Here is a 24,170-nt window from a genome sequence, read left to right as displayed (position 1 = left end):
GACTTAACTATGAAAAGTGACAAATGACAATAAAAAGGACTTATAAATCATAGAGTGCCTTGAGTTCAAGTTGTAACTGTTGGTTTATAATCTAGAATAGAAAATTAATATTAGAGAGAAGCCATTGAAAAAGTGTATTTCCTTATTGAGTTATCAGATATATTCCTTAATCTCCTCGGCAGAATCTACAATATAAGAGGGATTGAACTTTTCCAGTTCAGTCCGTGGGCGAAATCCCCACGTAACTCCACAAGCGGTAATTCCGGCATTAGCGGCTGTTTGCATATCTACTCCCGAATCTCCCACATAGAGCACTTCTTTTTTGTCTACGCCGGCTATTTTAAGTATATCAAAAACGATGGTCGGATCGGGTTTCACATTCCTTCCTTCGCGCTGACCAAACACTGCTGTAAAATGGATTTCGGGGAAATAATGTTCAATCAGCTTTTGTGTTGCCGAATGATATTTATTAGAAGCAACGGCTAACTGAATACCGGCAGTTTGCAAATTGGATAATAATTCGGGAATACCGGGATAAGGGCAACTATCATCTGCATTATGTTGATCGTAGTAAGGGATAAATTGCTTGCGGACACGAAGTACATTCTCTTCACTTTTCTCTCCTTCGGGAAGTGCCCGTTCAAAAAGCTTATTGATTCCATTTCCTACCATGAAGTGATATTGGTCAATTTCATGAGTAGGATATCCTAATTTATTTAAAGCATAATTAGTACTATGTGCCAAGTCGGCAATTGTATTGAGTAAAGTACCATCTAAGTCGAATATAACTAGTTTTTTCATTGTGATTTTGAATGTCAATTATGTGTAACTAAAGATTCATTTACTTAACTTTGATTGTTATCGGATGATCTAATTCTTCTTTCCATTGGCGAAGATAGGCGAACCACGCTTCAGGTGTTTTATATCCGAAAGTCTCTTTCATAGAGGTGAAAGTAGTGTAATAATCGAAATAATTGGCCTGCGGTGCACCAACCGTATACAGATAGTTGTCTTTGTCTTTCTCTTCCGATTGAACGTAATGTTGGGGAATACATGTTCCCAGCCCAACCGTTTCTTTGGCATATTTGACAGTATCATTTACGGGCCAGTCCGTTCCCCAACTGCCCACTAATCCTTTGTGGTCTGAGTATGAAACAGATCCGATAATATCTTGTACGCCTGTACAGAAAATCTCATTTTTTAATGGCTCGTCAAAGAAGGCTTCAATATGCAGGTCACGATGTCCGGCATAAAGGGTATAACGCGTCATCATGTTCAGTTCAGCACCTTGATATTTCCATCCTGTAACTTCAATCTCTGCAATCACACGAACAGGCCCGTAAGATATAATACGTTCGGTACGGGTGTCCACGGGAGTGATATGTGTTGCTTTCTTTCCATTCCAACCTTTGAAAGCTCCTGGTCCGCAACTATCAAATACGCGGAGTACGTCGTCACCGAATCCTTTTGCTAATTGCGCGTCTGTAGGATAGAATTGACACTCTTTGATTTCAAGACCTTTGTTGAACTTGCCGTAAATATCCGGTGTCTGTTTCTCGTTAAAGTAAAGACGATATCCCACCAATTCGGATTCCAGAACCGGACCATGCGGACGTATCATATTATAGATATCACTTGAACCGGGCACTGTGATAGATTGTACCGATTGGTGTCTGTTTTTTCGTGGCTCTGCAATAAACATTTCCGAGTAGACACGTGCCGGATAAGTCTTGGAACTTTTTTCCGAAGAGAGCATAACTTTAAAAGTCTTTTTCCCTTGAGCCGGAAGATCGGTAACGAACACGAGCTCGTCCATCTTGTGATCTCTGTCCATGTCATCGAGTTGAGAAGGTATTTCTATATTCTCTTCCGTTACAACGGCTGATTTTATTTTAAATCCTACTTTTAGTTCCTTTAGTTTGATGACGACAGGCGCATCGGTTTTCTCTTGTTTCCAGTTATTACTGACTTCTATGGTGAGTGACTTTTCTTGTTTTTGTGCATTCAGCGGCAGTGAACAACAACCCATTAAAAGTGCGATGATGATGAAATTGTTTCTCATGATTCGGAAGATGATTATAATATCTTTATGTTTTTATGATGCAAAAATAATTGAAAAAGTGGCAAGGTGTTTACTTATTTACACACTTTGCGTGTTTTTATGCAGAAAGTTGCTATCTTTGCACAAAATTTAACTGTTATAAGATATGAGTTACAACTTGTTGAAAGGAAAAAGAGGTATAATCTTCGGTGCTCTTAATGACCAGTCAATTGCCTGGAAAGTAGCAGAGCGTGCCGTAGAAGAAGGTGCAACTATTACATTATCAAATACTCCGATGGCTATCCGTATGGGTGAAGTCAATGCATTGGCAGAGAAATTGAATTGCCAGGTCATTCCTGCAGATGCGACTAACGTGGAGGATTTGTCGAATGTATTCAAAACCTCTATGGACATACTGAATGGGCAAATAGACTTTGTTCTTCACTCTATCGGTATGTCTCCCAACGTGCGCAAGAAACGTACTTACGATGACCTTGACTATGGAATGTTGGATAAAACATTGGACATTTCAGCTGTCTCATTTCATAAAATGATTCAGGCTGCCAAGAAGTTGAATGCTATTGCTGATTATGGATCTATCGTGGCATTGAGTTATGTGGCTGCACAGCGTACATTCTATGGATACAATGATATGGCAGATGCAAAAGCATTGCTGGAGTCTATTGCACGTAGTTTTGGTTACATTTACGGACGTGAACATAGCGTACGTGTGAATACGATATCTCAGTCGCCTACTTTCACTACAGCCGGTTCGGGTGTAAAAGGTATGGATAAGTTGTATGACTTTGCAAACCGTATGTCTCCATTGGGAAATGCAACTGCTGACGAATGTGCTGATTATTGCATCGTTATGTTTTCTGATCTTACCCGTAAGGTTACAATGCAGAATCTTTTCCATGATGGCGGGTTCTCTAGTGTAGGTATGAGTCTTCGTGCAATGGCCACTTACGAGAAAGGTCTGGATGAATATATGGACGAAAACGGTAATATTATTTACGGATAAAAAGATGAAACTACGGATCTCTCTTCTGGTTATATTAATATGTATCCTTTTTACCTCCTGTGGAATAAGCACATGGACGAACGGGCAGAAGGAAGAAGAGATTTCTGTTCTAAGATATGATAAGCTGTTGAGCGAATATGTTCGCTCTAACAGCTTTTCTGCTAAACAAAAATTGATAATGAACTATCAGCAACCTACCAAAATCTTGATAGAAGATGTGTTGTCGATAGGTCAAGTGAGAGATGATGCTATTTCTCAACGCTTACAGAGTTATTATTCGGATACTACTTTGATTCGTTTGCTGAACGATGTAGAAAAGAAATTTCCTAATTTGGATGTAGTGGAGAAAGAGTTGAATAAAGGCTTTCGGAAACTAAAAAAGGAAGTTCCTGAGACGAAAGTGCCGTTTATTTATTCACAAGTGTCGGCATTTAATGAGTCCATCGTTGTAGTGGATACCTTGTTGGGAATCAGCCTTGATAAATATATGGGGGAAGATTATCCTCTTTATAAGCGTTTTTATTACGATTATCAGTGCCGTTCCATGCGTCCGGAACGAATAGCTCCGGATTGTTTTGTGTTCTATCTATTGAGTCGTTATGGTCTGGATTATCATGAGGGTACATGTTTGATCGACAGGATGCTGCATTATGGAAAGATTTATTATGTGATGCAGAGTCTGTTGGATTATGATAATATCGGTGAGGCAATAGGGTATTCTGAAGAAGAGCATAAATGGTGTAAGGAACATGAAAAGGATATTTGGAATTACATTCAGTCGAATGATCACCTACATGCACGCGACCCGATGATTATCCGGTATTATATGAAACCGGCAGCGGCTATCGATATGTTGGGTGAACAAGCTCCGGCATCGATTGGCACTTGGATGGGAGCGCAGATTATTGCTTCTTATATGAAGAAGCATAAAGAACTCAAACTGAAAGACTTGCTGGAAAGAAAGGATTATCATAAAATGCTCAAAGAATCCGGCTATCCGGCTTCTTAATTATATCCAGTTTCATTCTTCATTCTTAACTCTTTATTAAAAAATGGAAACTGCTCTTTATCTGTTACCTGTTACGTTGGGTGATACATCCATTGAGAAGGTGTTGCCTTCCTATAATGCAGAAATAATTCATGGTATTCGGTATTTTATAGTCGAAGATATCCGTTCAGCCCGTCGTTTCCTGAAAAAGGTTGATCATGATATCGATATTGATTCATTAACATTCTACCCATTAAACAAACATACTTCTCCTGAAGATATTTCCGGCTATTTGAAACCATTGATCGGTGGTGCCTCTATGGGAGTAATCTCCGAAGCGGGCTGTCCGGCAGTAGCCGATCCGGGAGCAGATGTAGTTGCCATTGCACAGCGTAAAAAATTGAAAGTGGTCCCCTTGGTCGGACCTTCTTCTATAATTCTTTCTGTGATGGCTTCGGGATTCAATGGTCAGAGCTTTGCGTTTCATGGATATCTGCCGATTGAACCGGGAGAACGCTCGAAAAAATTGAAAGCTTTGGAACAACGGGTTTATGCTGAAAATCAGACACAGCTATTTATTGAGACACCTTACCGTAATCATAAGATGATAGAAAATATCTTACAAAGTTGTCGTCCTCAGACTAAACTCTGTATTGCTGCTAATATCACTTGTGACGATGAATATATACAAACCCGTGCAGTAAAGGATTGGAAGGGAAATCTTCCTGACTTATCTAAGATTCCTTGTATTTTTCTCTTATACAAATAACCTCTTTAAGGTGCTCGTATTCTTCTTCGAAACAGCTACTAAAGAAACCTTTGTCCAAATTTTCCTCTATCTGTTTGAAGCTCCATAATTTGCTGTTCTTAAAGCGTGGGCTGCAAAGTATGGAGTCGTCTTCTATTTCTGCTATGAATAGGTAAATAAGACGGTTGGTTACTTCATTCTCAAAATGGTAGACGATATTAAATTTAGGTTTGATTGATTGATCCGCATGAGGAAAGGCGTTATTGAATAAGCGGGAGACGCCGTCTGATAAAGACTCGCCAAAACGGAGATAACATTCCATGGGTATGTCTGTTTTGCCTTTATCCAGTATGGCAGTCATCGGGCGGTCACAGAGGAATAACATTCCGTGAGTGGAAACGGCGATTCTGATAACAGGGTTTATATACGCATTCTTATAATTGATTGCTTCAATGGCAAGGCTTTTTCCTATCACGTCTCCTTGGGTAGTTACAATAGGAACATATTCGGTATGAGCCATTAAATGATTGAAATATCGGATGGCAACCTGATTGAACAAAATACTAAGGATAAAGACACTAGGGGGAAGTATCTTATAAAGAATAAGCATACTTGTCGGAGTTTCAGTATCTTGGAAAACAACTACAATGCTGATAATTAAGAAATGTAATATTCCGAATATTAAAGCAATGCGGGCAGAAACTATGGATGATTCCGCACCTTGGGCATATAAACGTTTATTACAAGAACCTATTTGCCGCAAAAAGTGATTGATGAATCTTTTTTTGTGCATATAGAGTATCAGCATCGGAATGAGAACACTTACTTCTAAAGTAAGTGGAAGAGCTCCGTTAGGAACAAAGTCACCCGGAATAAACGTGGCAAGTGTCAGCAGGAATAATATTACGGTCGATATGTATAGGATGAAATTAGGTATTAGTATACCTTTGCGATGAAGCAATAGATAAATACCCACGATACCTAAACCTGTACCAATGTAAATAGCCGTGTCTTGCGTTATAAATTCACACAGTAAAATGGAAATAATAACGGGGATAAAACCCAATGACATGTTAAATGCGGAAGAAAGTATTCCTTTATGCTTCATCTCTCTTGTATCATTATTTGCCGGTGTTATACATATAAAACAAATAGAGAATGTGTTTTGTTTTCTATCTTATATGTTTCTCTGCATGATAGGATGAGCGAACAAGTGGAGCACTCTCTACAATGTTAAATCCTTTTTCTAAACCGATTGTTTTATAAATAACAAATTGTTGAGGGGTAACATACTCTGCTACCGGATAATGGCGATGGCTGGGTTGTAGGTATTGTCCAATAGTAAGTATCTGGCAACCGGCCTTTAATAAATCGTCCATCAACTCTTCTACTTCCTGGGGAGTTTCTCCTAAACCTACCATAATACCACTTTTCGATTTTGCACCGCTTTGTGAGATATGTTCAATGACTTTCAAACTAGTGTCATAATTGGCTGCGCTACGTACTAACGGACTGATACGTCGTACCGTTTCCATGTTGTGAGAGATGATATCGGGGCAGGATTCAATTATCATGTCTAGTAGTTCCATCTTTCCTTGAAAATCAGGAACAAGCACTTCGATGGTCGTTTTAGGATTCAGACGTTTTATTTCCCGAATTGTTTTTGCCCAGTGGCTAGCTCCTAAATCGGATAGGTCATCCCGATCGACAGAAGTAATGACTGCATGGTCGAGTTTCATCAAAGTGATAGATTCGGCAACATGAGTAGGTTCGCTACTGTCCAAAGGTTGAGGACGACCTGTTCGCGTGTTACAGAATTTGCAGCTACGGGTACAGATGTCACCTCCAATCATAAATGTTGCTGTTCCCTTTCCCCAACATTCACCCATATTAGGGCAACGCCCACTGCTACATATCGTATGCAGGCAGTGGGAGTCTACGATTCGTTTTGTTTCAGTATATCGTTCGTTAGCACCGATATTGATTTTCAGCCATTCAGGCTTACGTACTCTATCAGTCATTACAAGTTGTTCAGGAAGAAGTTAGTTATCCGGTTATATAAATGCTGGCGAGTGTTTCCACCATATATGCCATGGTTACGATTCGTATATATCTGCATGTCGAATTGTTTCCCGAGCTGTACTAATTGCTCCGCATATTCTGCACAGTTCTGGAAGTGAACGTTATCATCAGCCATACCATGTACGAGCAATAAGTTGCCATGTAGCTTGTCGGCCCGAGTGAATGCAGAAGATTCTTTATATCCTTCCGCATTTTCTTTCGGAGTACGCATAAAACGTTCGGTATATACTGTATCATAGAAACGCCAGTCGGTTGGAGCTGCAACAGCTACTCCTGCTTTAAATACCGGAGTTCCTTCACTCATACTCATGATAGTCATATAACCACCGTAACTCCAGCCCCAGATTCCAATACGATCTTTGTCTACATATGGTTGTTTGCCCAGATAAAGAGCTGTTTCCACCTGATCTTTCGCTTCTTTTACACCAATTTTTAGGTAAGTGCATTTTTCGAATGCTTCTCCACGACCTCCGGTTCCACGACCATCTACGCATACTACGATATAACCGAGACTTGCCATGTAAGTTTCCCAACTGATCTCCCAAGTGTCGAGAACCTGTTGAGAACCAGGTCCGCTATATTGGTACATAAGCACCGGATATTTCTTTGAAGCACTGAAATCAACAGGTTTCATCATCCAGCCATTGAGTGATACACCATCTGTTGTTTGGAAAGAGAAGAATTCCTTTTTCGGTATGGCATATCCAGATAAAGCCTGTTTCAATGGATCATTGGTAACGAGTGTTTTTAATGTTTTACCAGTGTTATCATTGAGCGTGATAAGCAATGGAGTATCTAAGTTCGAAAACTTATTCATATAATACTTCATCGTTTTACTGAAAAGTGGAGTATTTGTTCCCACCTGTTGAGAAAGTTTTATCTTATTCCCTTTTTTATCTATTTTATAGACTGCTTTACGTAATGGGCTTTCTTCGTTACTGGTAAAATAGAAAGAACCATCTTCTTCGCTATAGCCTAGGAAGTCCTTGACTTCGAACTTACCATTCGTTACTTTCTTTATCAGGTTTCCGCCCATACTATACCAATACAGATGGCTGAAACCATCGCGTTCGCTAAGCAAACTGAAATTTTCCGGATAGAACTGAATATTATCTAATACATTCTCCTTTATATAATAAGGTGATTCATCGCGTAAAATTAACTTGCAGAGTGTTGAGCGTGGATCTGCAAAATAAAGATCGAAACGATCCTGATGACGGTTTAATGTCATAATAGCCAATTTGCTGGCATCCTTTGTAAAGCGTATACGGGGAATATATGCGTCTGGATCAATCGGAAGTTTCATAGTACGGGTAACGTGAGACTTGATGTCATAAGTACGCACTTCTACTTTAGAGTTGGGATATCCGGCTTTCGGATATTTATAACTGTATTGTCCCGGATAATCTTTTAATGCATCGATACGGGGAGCTTCTCCGGCGAAAAGGGGAAAAGAGTAGGAGGGAACTTCCGATTCATCGAAACGGATAAAAGCGATCATGGTATTATCCGCGCTGAACTCTAGAGCACTGTTGAATCCGAACTCTTCTTCATATACCCAATCCGGTACACCGTTGATAACTGAGTTTGCTTTCCCATCTTCAGTAACCTGACTTTCACTGTTGCCATAAAGCATTTTTACGAGGAAAATATTGTTGTCCCTGACAAATGCAATCATTGTTCCGTCCGGAGAAAAGACGGGGGCTTGTTGAGGACCACCGTCCGACAGCCGTTCAATTATGTTGTTTGTCGTAACTCCTTTATCATTGCGTTTTAAAGGGTAAATATAATGCACAGCTGTATAAGAACGCCGATAAATCGGGGTTGTTTGGGTTGCAATCAATAATTGTTTTCCGTCCGGAGAGAATTGATAACTGTCGAAGCTCTTGAAATCGCATTCACGAGCGGTATTTACATCAAAGATAACTTCTACTTTTTCTCCTGTACGGAAAGAGTACTTGATGATTTGTGTTCTGTTGGCATTCATTTGTGTGTAATGTTCACCATCAAACATTGGGATTACTCCTTGGATGTTTTCCGTACGGAAACGTCCGGTGGTGATATCTTTGAGATCAAGTGCCTTTTGTCCTTGTGCCATTCCGGCGAGACTGAGCAGGCAAAAGAGCAGAGCCAAATTTATTTTTTTCATTTTATGAATCGTTTTATATTTTATTTATAGTAGTGGATATGGTATAATTCAATGTTGCAAATGTAACAATAAACTTAGATACCTCAAAATACAAGCTCTTTTTTAGTTTGTGATAACCTCTTGTTTTCTTTACTTTTATGTTTGTTTAGTATCCAATTGCGGCTGTTTAGTTAATTGGGCGGTGATGACTTTTGATTTTTTTTGTAATGTGACTGAATTTTATAAAAACTCAGTGTGGATTATAAAAGAGATTCAATATCTTTGTGAAAAGTACTTTAAATAATGACCGCTATGAATTCAAAAAGAAAAGATTTGCAGTATGCTTCCGTTTTTCTATTGGCAGTAGTATTGACTTTCTTGATGGGGAAAGGGGATAATTTGTGGCTAGTCTCATGGGGTGATTTGATTCCTAGTTTGTTTGTGTTATTTATTGCAGGTGATTGTTTGCATAGTTCTTTGCTTCGTATAAAAAGTGGGGAAGAAGGAGTGAAAGCTCGTTGGAGTACTTGTTTTACGTTTTTAGTATTTGGAGTAGTGTTTATTGGTGATCTGTTTTTTATTGGAAATTTTATTATAGATAAGATCCAGGGATGCTAATTGTACATTGTATTGCAATAAATATCAAATAAATTGAGCGTATCATTCTTTTTATGGTGTGTTCAATATGGAACTCTCATTTTATACATATATTCTGAAATCGGCAATCTGTTTGTCATTATTTTATTTGTTCTACCGCTTACTGTTAAGTCGGGAGACGTTTCATCGACTCAACCGGATGGCATTATTGGGAATATTGTTTTTATCATTATCCATTCCTATTATAGTACTAACAACAACTCAGGAGACGGAGGTTCATCAAGCTGTACAAACCGTTGAACAATTATTGGTGATGGTGGATACTATACATTCTGTAGATGTTGTAACTACGCAATCGGAGGATATTACTATAGCCTGGACACAAATTTTATTAGTCATTTATTGGGTCGGGATTTTGTATTTCACATGCCGGAATTTATATTCTTTATCACGTTTATTGTTATTGATTAAATCAGGAAAACGGAAAGAATTAAAAGGAGGTATTACATTAATTGTACATGAGCGTGAGATTTCACCATTCAGTTGGATGAAGTATATTGTTATCTCTCGCAAAGATTTGGAAGAGGATGGTAAAGCTATTCTTCTTCATGAAATGGCGCATTTACATAATCGACATTCAATAGATTTACTTCTCGCTGATATTTGTATTTTTTTCCAATGGTTCAATCCTAGTGCGTGGTTGCTGAAACAGGAAATGCAGAATATTCATGAATATGAAGCAGACGAAACAGTAATCAAAAAAGGGATAGATATAAGAGAATATCAATTATTATTAATCAAAAAAGCTGTTGGCACAAGGCTCTACTCTATGGCCAACAGCTTTAATCACAGTAAACTTAAAAAACGTATCACTATGATGTTAAAAGAAAAATCAAGTCCATGGGCACGTTTGAAGTATATATATGTACTTCCATTAGCAGCCTTTGCAGTGTCAGCTTTTGCCCGTCCCGAAACCTCAGAAAAAGCTGAAGAAATTTCGACCGTCAAAGTTAATGATTTGGCTGCAATTATCGAAGCAAAAGTGGAGAAAATAAGTAATGATAAGGATTCACTAAAGCAAAAAATTGCAGGCTTACCATCACATATGCCTTTGGCCTATTCTGCAGATTCGCTCGCAGTCAGTGAAGAATCATGTGTATTATATGCTCCTACCATAAATAAGATGAGATCAGATGGTAAAAAGCCGTTGATTATCATTAATGGAAAAGAAGCAGTGGGAGATGAGCCATTGTCTGGAATTTCTCAGGATAGTATAGCGAGTTTGACCGTGTTACAGGATAAAGTTGCACTTGAAATGTATGGAGAGAAAGGGAAAGATGGTGTTTGGCTAATACAGACGATTGCTAAACAAAAGTCTATAAATGTTTTGAAAAAGGATGGAGTTGTTATTATCACATTGGTAACAGATGAGAAAAATACATTAAGTAAAAAGGCTTCTGATAAATAAAGGGTAAGTTTATGATTGGCTATTGAGCGTTTAATTGGAGTAGATCCATGGGAACATTAATTTCCGATTTCTAGACGGAGATACTCGAGTATCTCCGTTTCTTGATCCGGATGGAACCAACGTATTTCTTCATCTCTTTTAAACCAAGTCATTTGTTTACGAGAATAAATGCGGGAATTCTGTTTGATTTTTTCAATAGCAAAAGGTAACTCACATTCACCATCCAGATATTTGAATATCTCTTTATAGCCTACGGTATTAAGTGAATTTAGATGACGGTAGGGGAGAACAGACTTTACTTCTTCCAATAGTCCTTCTTCCATCATCAGATCAACGCGTCGGTTGATACGGTCATAAAGTTCTTCACGATCACGAGTCAGGCCAATTTTCAAGATACGGAAAGGGCGTTGTTTTTTCTTTTGAGTACGAAAAGATGTATAGGTTCTGCCAGTCATATAGCAGATTTCTAGGGCGTGGATCACTCGTTTGGGATTTTTCAAGTCTACGATACGGTAATAATCCGGGTCTAACAAACGTAGTTCTGCGCAAAGCCTTTCAAGTCCTTCTTCTTCATATTTCTTCAATATTAGCTGTCGGGTTTCCATATCCACTGTAGGAATATCATCGATGCCCTTGCATATAGCGTCTACGTACATCATTGAACCTCCGGTAAGAATCACGACCTCGTGTTGAACAAATAGACGAGTCAGGATTTCCATTGCTTCTGCCTCGTATTGAGCTGCACTATAATAATCGGTCAGATGAAGAGTACCTACCAAATGATGAGGTACACGTTGGAGTTGATCGGTTGTAGGAGCAGCTGTCCCTATTTTAAGCTCTGCATATAATTGTCTTGAATCGGCCGAGACAATACTAGTACGGTAATGTTCTGCCAGCCGCAGACTTAATTCTGTCTTTCCTACACCGGTTGGTCCGATTAATACAACGAGAGTGGGCATAAAATAAATAAAGAATGAGAGTTGAGGATAAAACTGAGGAAAAGTAACTTAGTATCTTAGTTATGAATTACACGAATGAATTTGAGACATTATTCGTGTAATCCGTAACTAATTTTGTGATTTTAGAAGTACCAAAATGGATTGGCATTTACTTATTAAAACTTTTCTTCGTCAAAAGAAGTACTTGCATCCCCACCTATGTCGAAACCTTCCTGATCAAAGTCTTCCATATCAAAATCTTGATCACCGTAGAAGTTTTCGTCTAGGTCGAGTGAGCCACTGCTAGCAGCTATCTCTTCAAAATCTACAGTTTGCTTTGGAGCATTACCAGCTTTCATGGTGCATTTGGCACCATTCATATCTTTTCCTGTGATGATTTCGGTCAATTCAATAAAGAAACAGCGTTCTGTCATGTAGTCGAATACATAAAGCAGTTTTTGTTTTTCATCTTCCACTAATTCATTGATAGCAGTTTCTTTCATTACCCAACTATCCATTTCAGGATTATCGTCCATCTCTTCCAAAGTCACTTCTTTTTCTTTTTCCCAATCTTCATCGCAGATAAAGAAAGAAGTCATCTGATCATTGGTATAACCTACTGATTTCAGTATTGCTTCATGGAAGTCATAAAATGTAGCTTCCGGATCAATTTGTATTTCTCTGACAAAATCGTCAATTTCATCAGATATAATGGTAAATCTGTATATCATAATATGACTATTTTGAACTATGTTATTTTATAATTCCACGCTCTGAGCTGCGTATAAAATTGACAATATAATCAATTTCCGGACTCTTTTCAAATTCATTTTCGATCTTCTTCAATGCATCAGTCGTATTCAGACCGCTTTGATAGATAATACGATAAGCATTGTGGATACTTTCAATCGTTTCATTAGAGAATCCCCGACGCCGGAGACCGATAATGTTGATCCCGCAGAAAGCAATTGGTTCACGTCCTGCAATGATATACGGAGGGATATCTTTGCTAAAACGACATCCTCCCTGAATCATCACATGACCACCCACATGGCAGAACTGGTGCATCAGTACGTTAGCACTAATTATAGCGTTGTCATCAATTACAATTTCTCCTGCCATTTTGGTAGAATTACCAATGATGCAACCGTTACCGATTAATGCATCATGAGCAACATGCATACCCTCCATCAGCAAGTTATTGCTACCTACAATTGTACGCCCTTTAGCGGCTGTACCGCGGTTAATCGTTACATTCTCACGAATCAGGTTGTTATCTCCTATTTCCGCGGTGGTTTCTTCTCCCTGGAATTTCAGATCTTGAGGAATGGCTCCGATAACGGCTCCCGGAAAGATTGTATTTCCATTACCAATGCGTGAACCGTATAAAATATTGGCATTAGCCATAATCTTATTATTATCGCCGATTACCACGTTTTTATCAATAAATACAAAAGGCGCAATTTCTACGTTTTCTCCGATCTTTGCTTCGGGATGAATATACGCTAAGGAACTTATCATCTTAAATACTTAATTATGAATTACTTGTTTTTTACTATCTGTGCCATAAATTCAGCTTCGCAAACTACTTTCTCGCCAACAAATGCATATCCTTTCATTGTAGAGATTCCTCGACGGATCGGAGCTAGTAATTCAACGCGGAAAACTAATGTGTCTCCGGGAACTACTTTCTGGCGGAATTTAACTCCATCTATTTTCATGAAATAGGTAGAATAACGTTCCGGTTCGTCTACAGAGTTCAGAACAAGTAGTCCACCAGTTTGTGCCATTGCTTCAACTTGAAGTACTCCCGGCATTACGGGCTCTTGCGGGAAATGTCCCTGGAAGAAGGGCTCATTACCTGTTACGTTCTTAACGCCTATGATGTAGTTAGCACCGATTTCGATCACCTTATCCACCAATTGGAATGGGTAACGATGGGGCAATAATTCACGAATACGGTTTACATCCATCACTGGTTCACGATTGCAATCGTAAGTTGGTGCCTGAATTTCGTGCAGACGGATTTCTTTTCTCATCTGACGGGCAAACTTATTGTTGATTGTATGACCGGGACGAGTCGCGATAATACGGCCTTTGATTGGTTTACCAATCAATGCAAGGTCACCAATAACATCTAGCAGTTTATGACGGGCACATTCATTCGCCCAAACCAGTGGTTTGTGGTTGATGTATCCCAGTTGGTTAGCATCCATGTGAGGTACTCCCATGATGTCTGCCAGCTTATCATAACTTTCCTGCGACATTTTGCGTTCGTAGATAACAATCGCATTGTCCAAGTCACCTCCTTTGATCAAGCCTGCAGCAAGAAGAGGTTCTATTTCGCGAACAAAGACGAATGTGCGGCTGGCAGCCACTTCGTCTTTGAACTTGTTCATATCTTCAAGTGTAGCAAACTGATTCGGGATGATCATTGAATCATACGAAACCAGTACGTTCAAACTAAAATTCTCGTCAGGTAGTACAATGATCGAGGAACCGGTCTCTTCGTCACGAAATTCAATTTTCGATTTGATGATATAAAAGTCTTTAACAGCACTTTGTTCTACTGTTCCTACACGTTCAATTTCTTGAACATAATATTGTGCACTACCATCCAGAATGGGAAATTCCGGACCATTGACCTGGATAAGACAGTTATCAATGCCCAATGCATAAAGGGCTGCCATACCATGCTCTATAGTGCTTACCTTAACTCCATTTTTTGATAACACAGTACCACGAGTCGTTTCTGTTACGTTGTCGGCTACTGCATCAATAGTTGGTGCTCCCTCCAGATCAATACGTTGTATTTTATATCCATGATTATCCGGGGCAGGATTAAATGTAACAGTGAGATCAAGTCCAGTGTGAAGACCTTTCCCGCTCAGTGAAAAGCTATCTTTCAGCGTTTTTTGTTTCAGCATTGGTTACTTATTTAATTGTTGTTTTAATTCTTCCAATTCCTTGCGTAGATTATTCAGTTCTGTGTACATGTCCGGCAATTTCTTTGCCATAACAGCAGCCTTGAAGTAGGGTTTGGGTTCCATAGGAGGCGTTCCGATAAGTACACTATCCGGTTTGATACTGCTTGGTACACCGGATTGTGCTCCTAAATTGACACGATCGCCTACTTTGATATGTCCGGCAATACCTACTTGTCCACCAAACATACACCATTCTCCAATTTTGGTTGAACCGGCAATACCTACCTGAGCAGCCATAACTGTGTGCGAACCGATTTCGTCATTATGTGCAATCTGCACAAGATTATCTATTTTAGCACCACTATGTATCACTGTAGCTCCCATTGTTGCACGATCTATACAAGTGTTGGCACCTATATCAACTTTATCTTCCAGAATGACAATACCTATCTGCGGAATCTTATCATACCCGTTTGACGTAGGAGCAAAACCAAACCCGTCAGCTCCTATTACTGCACCCGAATGCACAATACATTCGTTACCGATGCGACAGTCATGATAAACATTTACATTGGAATAAAGCAGGCTGCTATTGCCTATTTTCACGCCATCTCCAATGAAAGTATGCGGATAAATCTGGGTATTATCACCAATAATGGTATTTTCGCCGATGTATGCGAAAGCACCTATATATACGTTCTCACCAATTTTGGCACTAGGTGCAACAAAAGCCAATGAGTCGATTCCTTGCTTTTTAGGCTTACTCATTTCGTAGAGATTAAGCAACTTTGCAAGGCTTTCATAAGCATTGTCTACTTTGATAAGAGTTGTTTTAATTTCTTGCTCGGGAACAAAGTCCTTATTTACCAATACAATACTGGATTGTGTGTCGTATATGTAAGGTGTATATTTAGGGTTTGATAGGAAAGAAATAGCTCCGGGCATTCCCTCCTCAATCTTGGCGAATGTATGTACCGTTGCATTTTCATCTCCTACGATTTCCCCTTGGATAAATGCTGCAATTTGTTTAGCCGAGAACTCCATGTCTTTATTTTAAATTTAATTAGTTCACAAATAACGGACTTTTTTTTCAGATTTCCGTACTATTGAATGAATATTTTATACTTATGTATGTAATCTATGATAGCAGAGATAGTATTTCTTTACCTTTTTAGATAGCAAGGAGATATTTAACATATCCGATGCTTCAGCAATATTTTTGATCGTACCGTCTTTGTAGATAATGTCAATACTATCATCGGCCGGGTCGTACATATTCTTTTCGATGCTGGGGGTAGAAACGAAATAGTTCGCTTCGGAAAGGGGTATGTCTAGTTGCTGGCTGATTTGCAAAGCCAATTCTTTTATTCTGTCCTCACCGATGGGTTCGGACGAAGTTTCCACTTTAAAGATGTTACGATTAATCATTCCCATACTTAAAGTTGAAAGAACTTTATCCGGATGAGAACTCCATACTTTTAATGCCGTCCAAATGTCATTGTCATCTAGTTGGATAAATTGTTCCAGACAGGCAGAATTGCTATAGAATTCTTCATGGTTAATTTCGTTATATAAGAAAAAATGCAATGCAGGTGAAGCAAATAACTCTATTCCTTGAGAGGCTAGTTCTTTGGCACGAAGCAATGTGCTGATCAGCATTCGCTCATAGGCTACCGAAGTCTTATGCAGATATACTTGCCAATACATCAGGCGGCGCGCTGTAAGAAAGTTCTCGATGGAATAAATTCCTTTAGATTCGATAACCAACCGGTCATCAGCTACATCGAGCATTTTGATAATACGCGCAGAACCGATGTTCCCTTCCGTAACACCTGTGTAAAAACTATCCCGACGAAGATAATCAAGTCTGTCCATATCCAACTGGCCGCTAACAAGCTGGTGCAGAAAACGCTTCGGATATTCATCTTTGAAGATTTGAATGGCAAGGTTGAGTTGTCCATTCATATCTTTGTTCATCCGTTCCATAAGCATCAAGGAAATCTCTTCATGAGAAACCCCTTTGACGATGGTATCTTCAAGCACGTGTGAGAAAGGACCATGACCTATATCATGCAACAAGATTGCGGCTTGTACAGCTTCCGCTTCACTGTCAAAGATAAAGTTTCCTTTGGATGCCAATTGGGTGATGGCTTCACTCATCAGGTAAAAAGCACCTAAGGAATGTTGGAAACGGGTATGCTGTGCTCCGGGATACACTACGGAAGAGAGCCCTACCTGCTTGATACGGGTGAGACGCTGCAAAAGGGGGTGCCGTACAATATCGTATAACAACCCCTTTGGGATATTGATAAACCCGAATACCGGGTCATTAATTATCTTTCTTTCGTAAGGCATTCGTTTTTAGAGAATCGCTTTTAGTTGTTCAGCCATTTGTGCCTGTACTTCTTGTGCAGCTTTGCGGGCAGCTTCTGCAAACTTTTCTGTTTTATCTACGTAGATAATGCCCCGCGAAGAATTAACAATCAGTCCGCAAGTACTATTCATGCCGTATTTGCACACTTCTTCAAGTGAACCACCTTGAGCACCAATGCCAGGAACCAATAAAAAATGATTGGGAACAATTTTACGAATATCTTCGAAAGCACGTCCCTGAGTAGCACCTACCACATACATCATGCGGTCGTCGCTGGCCCATTCTTGTGATTTACGCAGTACTTTTTCAAACAAACGTTCACCGTTTACATCTTCTGTCAATTGGAAGTCGTGAGAACCTTTGTTTGAAGTCAGTGCTAACAAAATGACCCATTTCCTTTCGTAAGTAAGGAATGGAGTCACACTGTCTTCACCCATATAAGGGGCTACAGTTACTGAATCGATGTTTAATTCTTCAAAAAAGGTACGCGCATACATGGCTGAGGTATTCCCGATATCACCGCGCTTTGCATCAGCGATAATGAATTGATCAGGATAGTTCTTTTTTATATATTGCACTGTCTTTTCGAAAGCAATCCAACCTTTTACACCCATGCTCTCATAGAAAGCCAGATTAGGTTTGTAAGCGATACATAAATCGGCTGTAGCGTCGATAATAGCCTTGTTAAAAGCAAATATTGGATCCTCTTCCTTCAACAGATGTTCAGGAATCTTCTTAATATCCGTATCCAAACCTACGCAAAGGAATGATTTTTTGCGTTTTATGTTTTCAAATAGTTGTTGTTTATCCATATCTATTATTACAAATTACTAATCATTTAAAGCTCGCTCTCCTTCAGTCGTTCTGCATTTTCGGCTACAATCAGATGGTCGATACAATCTTGGATATCTCCGTCCATAAAGGCTGCAAGGTTATAAATAGTATAGTTGATACGATGATCGGTGATACGTCCTTGCGGATAGTTGTAGGTACGGATCTTTGCTGAACGGTCGCCGGTTGATACCATTGTCTTGCGTTTGGAAGCAATATCATCAATATATTTTTGATGTTCTTTATCGTAGATGAATGTACGAAGTCGAGCTAAAGCACGTTCTTTATTTTTGGGTTGGTCGCGGGTCTCGGTACATTCGATCAGGATTTCTTCTGCTATTCCAGTATTTGGATTTTTCCATATATATCGCAAACGTACACCGGACTCTACTTTATTTACGTTCTGTCCGCCGGCACCACCACTTCGGAAAGTATCCCATTTGATTTCTCCTTCGTTGATGACTACATCAAATTCTTCGGCTTCGGGAAGTACGGCAACAGAAGCTGCTGAAGTATGTACACGTCCTTGAGTCTCTGTTGCAGGTACGCGTTGTACGCGGTGAACACCTGATTCATATTTCAATGTTCCATAAACACTATCTCCTGTGACGCTACATATTATTTCCTTATATCCGCCTGCTGCTCCTTCATTGGCACTGGAAACTTCCATTTTCCAACCTTTAGTTTCGAAATATTTGGCGTACATACGGAAAAGGTCACCGGCAAAGATGGCAGCTTCATCGCCCCCTGTTCCACCACGGATTTCAAGAATTGCATTTCTACCGTCTTGTGGATCGGCGGGGACAAGCATAAGTTTGATTTCTTCCTCTAATTGTGGAAGACGATCCTGGCTGTTGTCCATTTCTTCTTTTGCCATCTCACGCATTTCGGAGTCTGTCTCAGTTGCCAGAATATTTTTAGCTTCTTCGATATTCCCTAATAATTGGATATATTCCTTGCGGGCTTTCATCAAATCATCCAGCTCTTTATATTCCTTCGTCAGTTTGACATAACGCTTTTGATCGGCAATGACTGCCGGATCGGTAATAAGAGTAGATATTTCTTCAAAGCGGGCTACAAGTCCGTCCAGTTTCTCTAATATGGTATTGTTATCTGCCATTCTTTAATATCTAAATTCTCCGAATTCGCTCTTAATGATTAACTCTGTCTTATCACATGCCTCAATACGTCCTACGATCTGTGCTGGAATCCCGAATGATTCAGAAATCTTAATGACTTCTTCTGCGTGTTCCGGTGACAGGTAAACTTCCAGACGATGTCCCATGTTAAATACCTTATACATTTCAGCCCAATCCGTACCACTTTGTTCCTGAATAGTCTTGAACAAAGGAGGAACCGGGAACAGGTTGTCTTTGATGACACGTACATTTTCTACGAAATGAAGTACTTTAGTTTGTGCACCACCGGAACAGTGGACCATGCCATGAATATTGGGACGGAGAGCATCAAGTAGTTTCTTCACTACCGGTGCATAAGTGCGGGTAGGAGAGAGAACTAGCTTTCCTGCATCAATCGGAGAATTTTCGACTTTATCAGTCAGTTTTAACATGCCGGAATATACCAATTCTTCGGGAACGGCAGCGTCGTAACTTTCAGGATATTTATTGGCTAGGTATTTGCCGAAAACGTCGTGACGGGCACTGGTCAAGCCATTGCTACCCATTCCTCCGTTATATTCTTTTTCATAAGTTGCCTGTCCATAAGATGCTAAACCGACAATTACATCACCCGGACGGATATTTGCATTGTTGATAACGTCCGAACGCTTCATGCGGCAAGTAACGGTTGAATCAACGATGATGGTGCGTACTAAATCGCCTACGTCAGCAGTCTCTCCACCGGTAGCATATACACCTACACCCATTTCACGGAGTTCGGCTAGTAGTTCATCAGTTCCGTTGATAATGGCGGAAATCACTTCCCCGGGTATTAATAATTTGTTACGTCCAATGGTAGAGGAAACAAGGATATTGTCTACGGCTCCTACACAAAGCAAATCGTCGATGTTCATAATCAAAGCATCCTGTGCGATACCTTTCCAAACGGAGAGATCGCCTGTCTCTTTCCAATACATATACGCTAATGAGGATTTGGTTCCTGCACCGTCAGCATGCATAATATTGCAATATTCCGGATCACCGCCCAATATATCAGGAATGATTTTACAAAAAGCTTGCGGGAAAATACCTTTGTCTATGTTTTTGATGGCGTTGTGCACATCCTCTTTTGATGCGCTAACGCCACGCATCATGTATCGTTGATTACTCATGAGTTATAGAATTTTGTATACGGCTGCAAAAATACTACTTTTTTTCCGTACAGCCTAAAAAACGTCTATCTTTGTCTTTAATAATGGTCTCGTACATCATTTTGGCATTTACTGTGTTTATTTGATTCTTGCAAGTCTTGAAGTAGTGCCACTTTGTTGGCATGACTGTAACTAGCTATTGTCATACTTATGCCAATAGGAAGGCAGAATATGTTGTAGTTCCTTTTCCATGAATACATCTGCTTCTGACAAAGCTCTTAAGCACTAATCTTATCTTTCAGAGATCCGTCGCCAATATATTCCATACATAATAAGCGGTTTCGTTTTCCTCAAATATATCGTGGATACGAATAATATTTCGATTGTCCAGTTGGGCAATGGGCTGTGCTTCTTTAATGAACTACAAGAGTTATTTGATAAACAAAGTAGTTGCCAAATAGGCGATCAGAAATATAATGACCGCGAACAATATTGTAGTGATTACTTTTAGAAATTTCTTTTGTGAGGGGATAGATGTAGTATCTCCAATAGTATTCTTCAAAGGCTGTTCGCTTTTTTCCTTAATCACTTTCAATACGTGAATCAGGTGTGCCGAATGATTGTCCCGGTTGCTTGCTGTCGCTTTTATTAGGATTTCTCGTTTTTCCTCATCAGTTGTACTTGTGTCCGAAAGGATGTTCAGAAGGTTTTCATCCTCCATCTCTTCCAACATTCCATCCGAACAAAGGTAGAAGTAGTCACCCGGACGTATGTCGGTAATATTCCGGATGTCTGCTTTTACACGTCGTTCCTGGTTGGGTTGCATGGCACGTGTGATTACATTTTTTTGTTTCGATGTTTTCATTTCTTCTTGGGTGATTTCACCAATGTCGTAGAGGTCGTTCACCAATGAATGGTCGCGGGTATGAAAGATATATTTTTCTGAGGGACGAACGTGATAGATACGGCTGTCGCCTATATGAGCTATCAAACACCCTGATCGATGAAATCTTAATAAAGCAAGAGTAGTGCCCATCTTTTTAACAGCACCATTGTCTTTTTTATCCAATTCCTCGTAAGCTACATTGAGTGCTTCGTTGAATTGTTCGGGAGTAAATTCCTCATCAGAATTTGTGTGTTTCAGAATATATTCACTTAGAACCTGACAGACAGTGCTACTAGCCACTTCGCCCGACTCGTGACCGCCCATTCCGTCGCATACGATAAACAGACGGTCGGTAGCCGTTGATTTATCCGGTTCGGGGAAAATGGTATCCTCTTGATTGGCACGCTGTCCCAATTCCTGGATAGATTGTGGCTTGGATAATAGGTATCTCATAAATCTTTTGTTTTATTAATTAAATTAATAGGTAGTGTCTGAATCCTCATGGTGACTGCAAACATATTTCATGATAGTATCACCCATTTTGATAATTTCTCCTCCGTTCAAAACAATACGGTCTTTGTTCTTCACCTCCTGGCCGTTAACATAAGTGGCGTTTTTGTTTTGTGCATTGGATAAATAATGGATATATCCGCCTGTAGTCAGCTTACATACTTCGATGGAAAGGTGTGAACGACTCATAGTGCGGTCGTTCGTATCTATTTGTAGAGTAGCATTGGATGTCTGTGCTTTCCTACCAATGATGTTGAGTCCTAGTTTCAAGCTGTATTCTTTTCCGGTTCCTGGTTGGCGTAGGCGTCCGATGCCTTTTCCAAAAGTTTCTAATTTAGTGATATCTTCTATCTGTGTAGAGTCGTCATTGGTGGAGGGCGGTGGTATTAATTTATATTCGGTAAATCTAGATGTCTTTTTGCAGGTAGGACAGGGAATTGTTTTAGTCTCTATGTTCGGCATGTTCTTGACTATCAGGATGCAGCTGCAATTCGGACATTTTATTTTTAGTGTATCGGGTACCATAGTTTTTGTTTTTTTAGTTGTTTACTACCATCTCATTACGGGCATCGAGTCGCTAAACTTACCCCACATTACAGGATGTTGCTCATCATTCGTAACTTCTTTCACCCTGGTGCTGACGTAATCGAATAGCTCTTTGGCTGTGATAATGCGATTGCGGTCTTTGTCTGCTGCTCCGCGTAGTGCCCGTTGCAATACGGCGGTAAAGTATCCATTTTTTATTTTATCTGATCGTGATTCAAGCGAGTATTCGTTGCTGCGTGACGAAAGGAGTAGCATGACATTTAATGAGGAAGGTGTTGAAGAAGAGGTGCTGGAGTGCTGATTTCTCATCTTTCCGGAGAAACAAGCATCGGCGAAAATCATTTTATTTAGTGAATTACTCTTCGCCATTACTTTCTTTATATCGGCATAATCTATCTTTTCATCGTAACCTACAAATCCACCAGGATAACCGTGTCCACTAAAAAAAAACACTACAATATCCTTTGGACTAGCTTTGGTAAACATATTCTCCATGTTGCGTAATACATTACTTTTAGTAGCCTGATTATTAGTAAGTAATACAGTCTCGGCATTTTTGTTTTTCTGATAAAGCCATTGGATTGCAGTGGCATCATTGACAGGCAAGCGGAGGTCAAGCTTATCTCCGGGATAATCACTCACTCCGGCAGCTACCAGATATATTTTTTGAGCAAATACTCCTGTGCCCATAAATAGGACACAGAGGAGTAATAAAGTAATTCGTTTCATCGTTTCTTTTTATTAGTAGGACGCAGTAACTTATGCACTAAATCCGGTAGCATCGGCGTCATTAATATAGTCAGGTTGAGTATCATCGGCCAGATAATTGTTAATCTGCGCGTCTTGTGCATCCATTTGTTGTTGCAGAGCGTCTACTGTAAGACCATCTCCTTGAATATCTTGTATTTCGTTGCTATCAATCTGTCCATCTCCGTTGGCATCAACGATCAAAGCATCAAACGTACCGTCTTGGTCGATGTCTACTACAATAACATCTTGCCCTTCCACAGCAAGTTGTCCCATTGTGACTTCTGTTCCGTTTTCGAGTGTTGCTTCATGAATACCTAGAATTTGCACTCCATTGTCCGATGGATGTTCCACCTCCACTACTTCAACAGATTCGGAATGTTGCTGTTGGGTGGCAGGCTGATGTTCTTCTGATTGATGTGTATCTGTGGTGTGGTTGGTATCAGCAGTCTGATGGTGTTCGTTGCTCTGGTTAGAAGTCGCTGTAGGATGTTGTCCGCTTGTAGAAGCAGTTGTAGATGTTGCACCGTATGAAATGTGGCTTCCGAATTCAGCGCGCTGTTCCGGTGTCATACTGTTCCATTCATTCGCATAGTAAGTGCCATATACACCTCCATGCCATTCAAATACTCCTCCTGCACCTACATCTGCACGAGCGGCAGCAAAGGCTTCAGAGAACGACATATCATCAGTCACGTTATCTGCTACTTGAAGTCCGTCTACGGTAATATGCGAATCAGGAGAAATAGGTGTACCGTGATCGTCATGTTCATTTTCTTTTTGGGGAGCGTCCGGATCATCTAGGGCACTGACTGCACCGCTAAAGATTACACTGGCACCGCCTAGTAATATACCGGATACACCACCTATTGCTACTTCTTTCCAGTTTACAGAGTTTTTCTTATCACTTTTAGGAGTAGTGTTTTGTCCTGTTTCAACTGTTTCTTGCTGATTGTTTTTTAACTGAGTTTCTTCGTTTTCATCCTGTCTGTTGAGGATAGTAGTATCATCTGACTTCATAAGGTTGTAATATTTAAAAGGTGATTAATTTTATTAAGAATATTGG

General features: G+C 39.8%; 23 protein-coding genes. 5 read left to right on the top strand and 18 right to left on the bottom strand.

All coding sequences use genetic code 11. The features are described 5' to 3' along the window. Nucleotides 1-153 precede the first annotated feature (153 nt). Both CZ225_RS19765 and CZ225_RS19760 read right to left on the bottom strand, forming a co-directional pair. Nucleotides 154-801, bottom strand: a complete 648-nt coding sequence (locus CZ225_RS19765) for an HAD family hydrolase (RefSeq protein ID WP_077155164.1) — start codon at nt 799-801, stop codon at nt 154-156. A 40-nt stretch (nt 802-841) separates the two neighbouring features. Beyond that, entirely contained in the window at nt 842-2,062 is a 1,221-nt protein-coding gene (locus CZ225_RS19760; RefSeq protein WP_077155163.1) for a DUF4861 domain-containing protein, read from the bottom strand. 145 nt (nt 2,063-2,207) lie between these two features. Here CZ225_RS19760 and CZ225_RS19755 point away from each other — a divergent pair, with 145 nt between their 5' ends. Genes CZ225_RS19755 through CZ225_RS19745 form a run of 3 tightly spaced genes read left to right on the top strand, consistent with a single transcriptional unit; the run spans nt 2,208 to nt 4,822 of the window. Further along, nucleotides 2,208-3,065: an enoyl-ACP reductase FabI gene (locus tag CZ225_RS19755; RefSeq protein WP_025074255.1), complete on the top strand. Its 858-nt coding sequence runs from the start codon at nt 2,208-2,210 to the stop codon at nt 3,063-3,065. Nucleotides 3,066-3,069: 4 nt separating this feature from the next. Continuing rightward, a complete protein-coding gene (locus CZ225_RS19750; protein ID WP_077155162.1) occupies nt 3,070-4,074 on the top strand; it encodes a gliding motility protein GldB-related protein in 1,005 nt (334 codons plus the stop codon). Between the two features lie 43 nt (nt 4,075-4,117). Further along, nucleotides 4,118-4,822, top strand: a complete 705-nt coding sequence (locus tag CZ225_RS19745; RefSeq protein ID WP_077155161.1) for an SAM-dependent methyltransferase — start codon at nt 4,118-4,120, stop codon at nt 4,820-4,822. Here the strand turns inward: CZ225_RS19745 and CZ225_RS19740 are convergent. The 3 genes from CZ225_RS19740 to CZ225_RS19730 form a co-directional block, all read right to left on the bottom strand. Then, nucleotides 4,788-5,909, bottom strand: a complete 1,122-nt coding sequence (locus CZ225_RS19740; RefSeq protein WP_077155160.1) for a hypothetical protein — start codon at nt 5,907-5,909, stop codon at nt 4,788-4,790. The genes CZ225_RS19745 and CZ225_RS19740 overlap by 35 nt on opposite strands. Nucleotides 5,910-5,973: 64 nt before the next feature. Then, on the bottom strand, nt 5,974-6,822 hold the full coding sequence (gene lipA, locus CZ225_RS19735; RefSeq protein WP_077155159.1) for a lipoyl synthase: 849 nt from the start codon (nt 6,820-6,822) through the stop codon (nt 5,974-5,976). Then, a complete protein-coding gene (locus CZ225_RS19730; RefSeq protein ID WP_077155158.1) occupies nt 6,822-9,032 on the bottom strand; it encodes a S9 family peptidase in 2,211 nt (736 codons plus the stop codon). Before CZ225_RS19730 ends, lipA begins: the two co-directional genes overlap by 1 nt. Nucleotides 9,033-9,323: 291 nt before the next feature. Here CZ225_RS19730 and CZ225_RS19725 point away from each other — a divergent pair, with 291 nt between their 5' ends. Together CZ225_RS19725 and CZ225_RS19720 are read left to right on the top strand one after the other, a co-directional pair. Then, nucleotides 9,324-9,629, top strand: coding sequence for a G protein-coupled receptor family protein (locus CZ225_RS19725; RefSeq protein ID WP_077155899.1), 306 nt, complete (start codon nt 9,324-9,326; stop codon nt 9,627-9,629). A 67-nt stretch (nt 9,630-9,696) separates the two neighbouring features. Then, the gene (locus CZ225_RS19720) at nt 9,697-11,076 is read left to right on the top strand and encodes a M56 family metallopeptidase (protein WP_083714678.1); all 1,380 of its coding nucleotides are present in this window, start codon (nt 9,697-9,699) and stop codon (nt 11,074-11,076) included. A 56-nt stretch (nt 11,077-11,132) separates the two neighbouring features. On the opposite strand, the gene miaA is transcribed toward CZ225_RS19720, so the two are convergent. The 13 genes from miaA to CZ225_RS19655 form a co-directional block, all read right to left on the bottom strand. Then, nucleotides 11,133-12,035, bottom strand: coding sequence for a tRNA (adenosine(37)-N6)-dimethylallyltransferase MiaA (miaA, locus tag CZ225_RS19715; RefSeq protein WP_077155157.1), 903 nt, complete (start codon nt 12,033-12,035; stop codon nt 11,133-11,135). A gap of 155 nt (nt 12,036-12,190) precedes the next feature. Next, a complete protein-coding gene (locus tag CZ225_RS19710) occupies nt 12,191-12,745 on the bottom strand; it encodes an IS1096 element passenger TnpR family protein (protein ID WP_077155156.1) in 555 nt (184 codons plus the stop codon). A gap of 22 nt (nt 12,746-12,767) precedes the next feature. Beyond that, nucleotides 12,768-13,535, bottom strand: a complete 768-nt coding sequence (gene lpxA, locus CZ225_RS19705) for an acyl-ACP--UDP-N-acetylglucosamine O-acyltransferase (RefSeq protein WP_025074266.1) — start codon at nt 13,533-13,535, stop codon at nt 12,768-12,770. Nucleotides 13,536-13,555: 20 nt separating this feature from the next. Next, nucleotides 13,556-14,941 carry a bifunctional UDP-3-O-[3-hydroxymyristoyl] N-acetylglucosamine deacetylase/3-hydroxyacyl-ACP dehydratase gene (locus CZ225_RS19700; RefSeq protein WP_077155155.1) on the bottom strand — a complete coding sequence of 462 codons (1,386 nt, stop codon included), beginning with the start codon at nt 14,939-14,941 and terminating at the stop codon, nt 13,556-13,558. A gap of 3 nt (nt 14,942-14,944) precedes the next feature. Beyond that, complete coding sequence (gene lpxD / locus CZ225_RS19695; RefSeq protein WP_077155154.1) at nt 14,945-15,985, bottom strand: UDP-3-O-(3-hydroxymyristoyl)glucosamine N-acyltransferase; 1,041 nt, start codon at nt 15,983-15,985, stop codon at nt 14,945-14,947. A gap of 81 nt (nt 15,986-16,066) precedes the next feature. Beyond that, on the bottom strand, nt 16,067-17,296 hold the full coding sequence (locus CZ225_RS19690) for an HD domain-containing protein (RefSeq protein WP_077155153.1): 1,230 nt from the start codon (nt 17,294-17,296) through the stop codon (nt 16,067-16,069). Nucleotides 17,297-17,302: 6 nt separating this feature from the next. Beyond that, entirely contained in the window at nt 17,303-18,127 is an 825-nt protein-coding gene (gene pyrF / locus CZ225_RS19685; protein WP_077155152.1) for an orotidine-5'-phosphate decarboxylase, read from the bottom strand. Nucleotides 18,128-18,153: 26 nt separating this feature from the next. Beyond that, nucleotides 18,154-19,266 carry a peptide chain release factor 1 gene (prfA, locus tag CZ225_RS19680; RefSeq protein WP_077155151.1) on the bottom strand — a complete coding sequence of 371 codons (1,113 nt, stop codon included), beginning with the start codon at nt 19,264-19,266 and terminating at the stop codon, nt 18,154-18,156. Between the two features lie 3 nt (nt 19,267-19,269). After that, nucleotides 19,270-20,436 (bottom strand): AIR synthase related protein, encoded by a 1,167-nt coding sequence (locus CZ225_RS19675; protein WP_077155150.1) that lies wholly within the window; start codon nt 20,434-20,436, stop codon nt 19,270-19,272. 409 nt (nt 20,437-20,845) lie between these two features. Then, a complete protein-coding gene (locus CZ225_RS19670; protein WP_077155149.1) occupies nt 20,846-21,754 on the bottom strand; it encodes a PP2C family protein-serine/threonine phosphatase in 909 nt (302 codons plus the stop codon). A gap of 24 nt (nt 21,755-21,778) precedes the next feature. After that, a complete protein-coding gene (locus tag CZ225_RS19665; RefSeq protein ID WP_077155148.1) occupies nt 21,779-22,336 on the bottom strand; it encodes an FHA domain-containing protein in 558 nt (185 codons plus the stop codon). Between the two features lie 24 nt (nt 22,337-22,360). Then, the gene (locus CZ225_RS19660) at nt 22,361-23,086 is read right to left on the bottom strand and encodes a caspase family protein (RefSeq protein ID WP_077155147.1); all 726 of its coding nucleotides are present in this window, start codon (nt 23,084-23,086) and stop codon (nt 22,361-22,363) included. A gap of 30 nt (nt 23,087-23,116) precedes the next feature. After that, nucleotides 23,117-24,124 carry a hypothetical protein gene (locus tag CZ225_RS19655; protein WP_077155146.1) on the bottom strand — a complete coding sequence of 336 codons (1,008 nt, stop codon included), beginning with the start codon at nt 24,122-24,124 and terminating at the stop codon, nt 23,117-23,119. Nucleotides 24,125-24,170: the final 46 nt, after the last annotated feature.

This window comes from Bacteroides bouchesdurhonensis, assembly GCF_900155865.1.
Taxonomy (GTDB): domain Bacteria; phylum Bacteroidota; class Bacteroidia; order Bacteroidales; family Bacteroidaceae; genus Bacteroides; species Bacteroides bouchesdurhonensis.
This window is presented reverse-complemented; position numbering and strand designations above follow the sequence as displayed.

Bases quoted from the DNA above. Each gene is read 5' to 3' on its own strand.
- CZ225_RS19745 (WP_077155161.1), top strand. From the start codon at position 4,118: ATGGAAACTGCTCTTTATCTGTTACCTGTTACGTTGGGTGATACATCC.
- CZ225_RS19660 (WP_077155147.1), bottom strand. From the start codon at position 23,086: ATGAAACGAATTACTTTATTACTCCTCTGTGTCCTATTTATGGGCACA.
- CZ225_RS19720 (WP_083714678.1), top strand. From the start codon at position 9,697: ATGGAACTCTCATTTTATACATATATTCTGAAATCGGCAATCTGTTTG.
- CZ225_RS19655 (WP_077155146.1), bottom strand. From the start codon at position 24,124: ATGAAGTCAGATGATACTACTATCCTCAACAGACAGGATGAAAACGAA.
- CZ225_RS19665 (WP_077155148.1), bottom strand. From the start codon at position 22,336: ATGGTACCCGATACACTAAAAATAAAATGTCCGAATTGCAGCTGCATC.
- CZ225_RS19760 (WP_077155163.1), bottom strand. From the start codon at position 2,062: ATGAGAAACAATTTCATCATCATCGCACTTTTAATGGGTTGTTGTTCA.
- lipA (WP_077155159.1), bottom strand. From the start codon at position 6,822: ATGACTGATAGAGTACGTAAGCCTGAATGGCTGAAAATCAATATCGGT.
- lpxA (WP_025074266.1), bottom strand. From the start codon at position 13,535: ATGATAAGTTCCTTAGCGTATATTCATCCCGAAGCAAAGATCGGAGAA.
- CZ225_RS19740 (WP_077155160.1), bottom strand. From the start codon at position 5,909: ATGAAGCATAAAGGAATACTTTCTTCCGCATTTAACATGTCATTGGGT.
- CZ225_RS19730 (WP_077155158.1), bottom strand. From the start codon at position 9,032: ATGAAAAAAATAAATTTGGCTCTGCTCTTTTGCCTGCTCAGTCTCGCC.
- CZ225_RS19765 (WP_077155164.1), bottom strand. From the start codon at position 801: ATGAAAAAACTAGTTATATTCGACTTAGATGGTACTTTACTCAATACA.
- CZ225_RS19690 (WP_077155153.1), bottom strand. From the start codon at position 17,296: ATGCCTTACGAAAGAAAGATAATTAATGACCCGGTATTCGGGTTTATC.
- CZ225_RS19750 (WP_077155162.1), top strand. From the start codon at position 3,070: ATGAAACTACGGATCTCTCTTCTGGTTATATTAATATGTATCCTTTTT.
- CZ225_RS19725 (WP_077155899.1), top strand. From the start codon at position 9,324: ATGAATTCAAAAAGAAAAGATTTGCAGTATGCTTCCGTTTTTCTATTG.
- CZ225_RS19710 (WP_077155156.1), bottom strand. From the start codon at position 12,745: ATGATATACAGATTTACCATTATATCTGATGAAATTGACGATTTTGTC.
- miaA (WP_077155157.1), bottom strand. From the start codon at position 12,035: ATGCCCACTCTCGTTGTATTAATCGGACCAACCGGTGTAGGAAAGACA.
- CZ225_RS19755 (WP_025074255.1), top strand. From the start codon at position 2,208: ATGAGTTACAACTTGTTGAAAGGAAAAAGAGGTATAATCTTCGGTGCT.
- lpxD (WP_077155154.1), bottom strand. From the start codon at position 15,985: ATGGAGTTCTCGGCTAAACAAATTGCAGCATTTATCCAAGGGGAAATC.
- CZ225_RS19675 (WP_077155150.1), bottom strand. From the start codon at position 20,436: ATGAGTAATCAACGATACATGATGCGTGGCGTTAGCGCATCAAAAGAG.
- CZ225_RS19670 (WP_077155149.1), bottom strand. From the start codon at position 21,754: ATGAGATACCTATTATCCAAGCCACAATCTATCCAGGAATTGGGACAG.
- prfA (WP_077155151.1), bottom strand. From the start codon at position 19,266: ATGGCAGATAACAATACCATATTAGAGAAACTGGACGGACTTGTAGCC.
- pyrF (WP_077155152.1), bottom strand. From the start codon at position 18,127: ATGGATAAACAACAACTATTTGAAAACATAAAACGCAAAAAATCATTC.
- CZ225_RS19700 (WP_077155155.1), bottom strand. From the start codon at position 14,941: ATGCTGAAACAAAAAACGCTGAAAGATAGCTTTTCACTGAGCGGGAAA.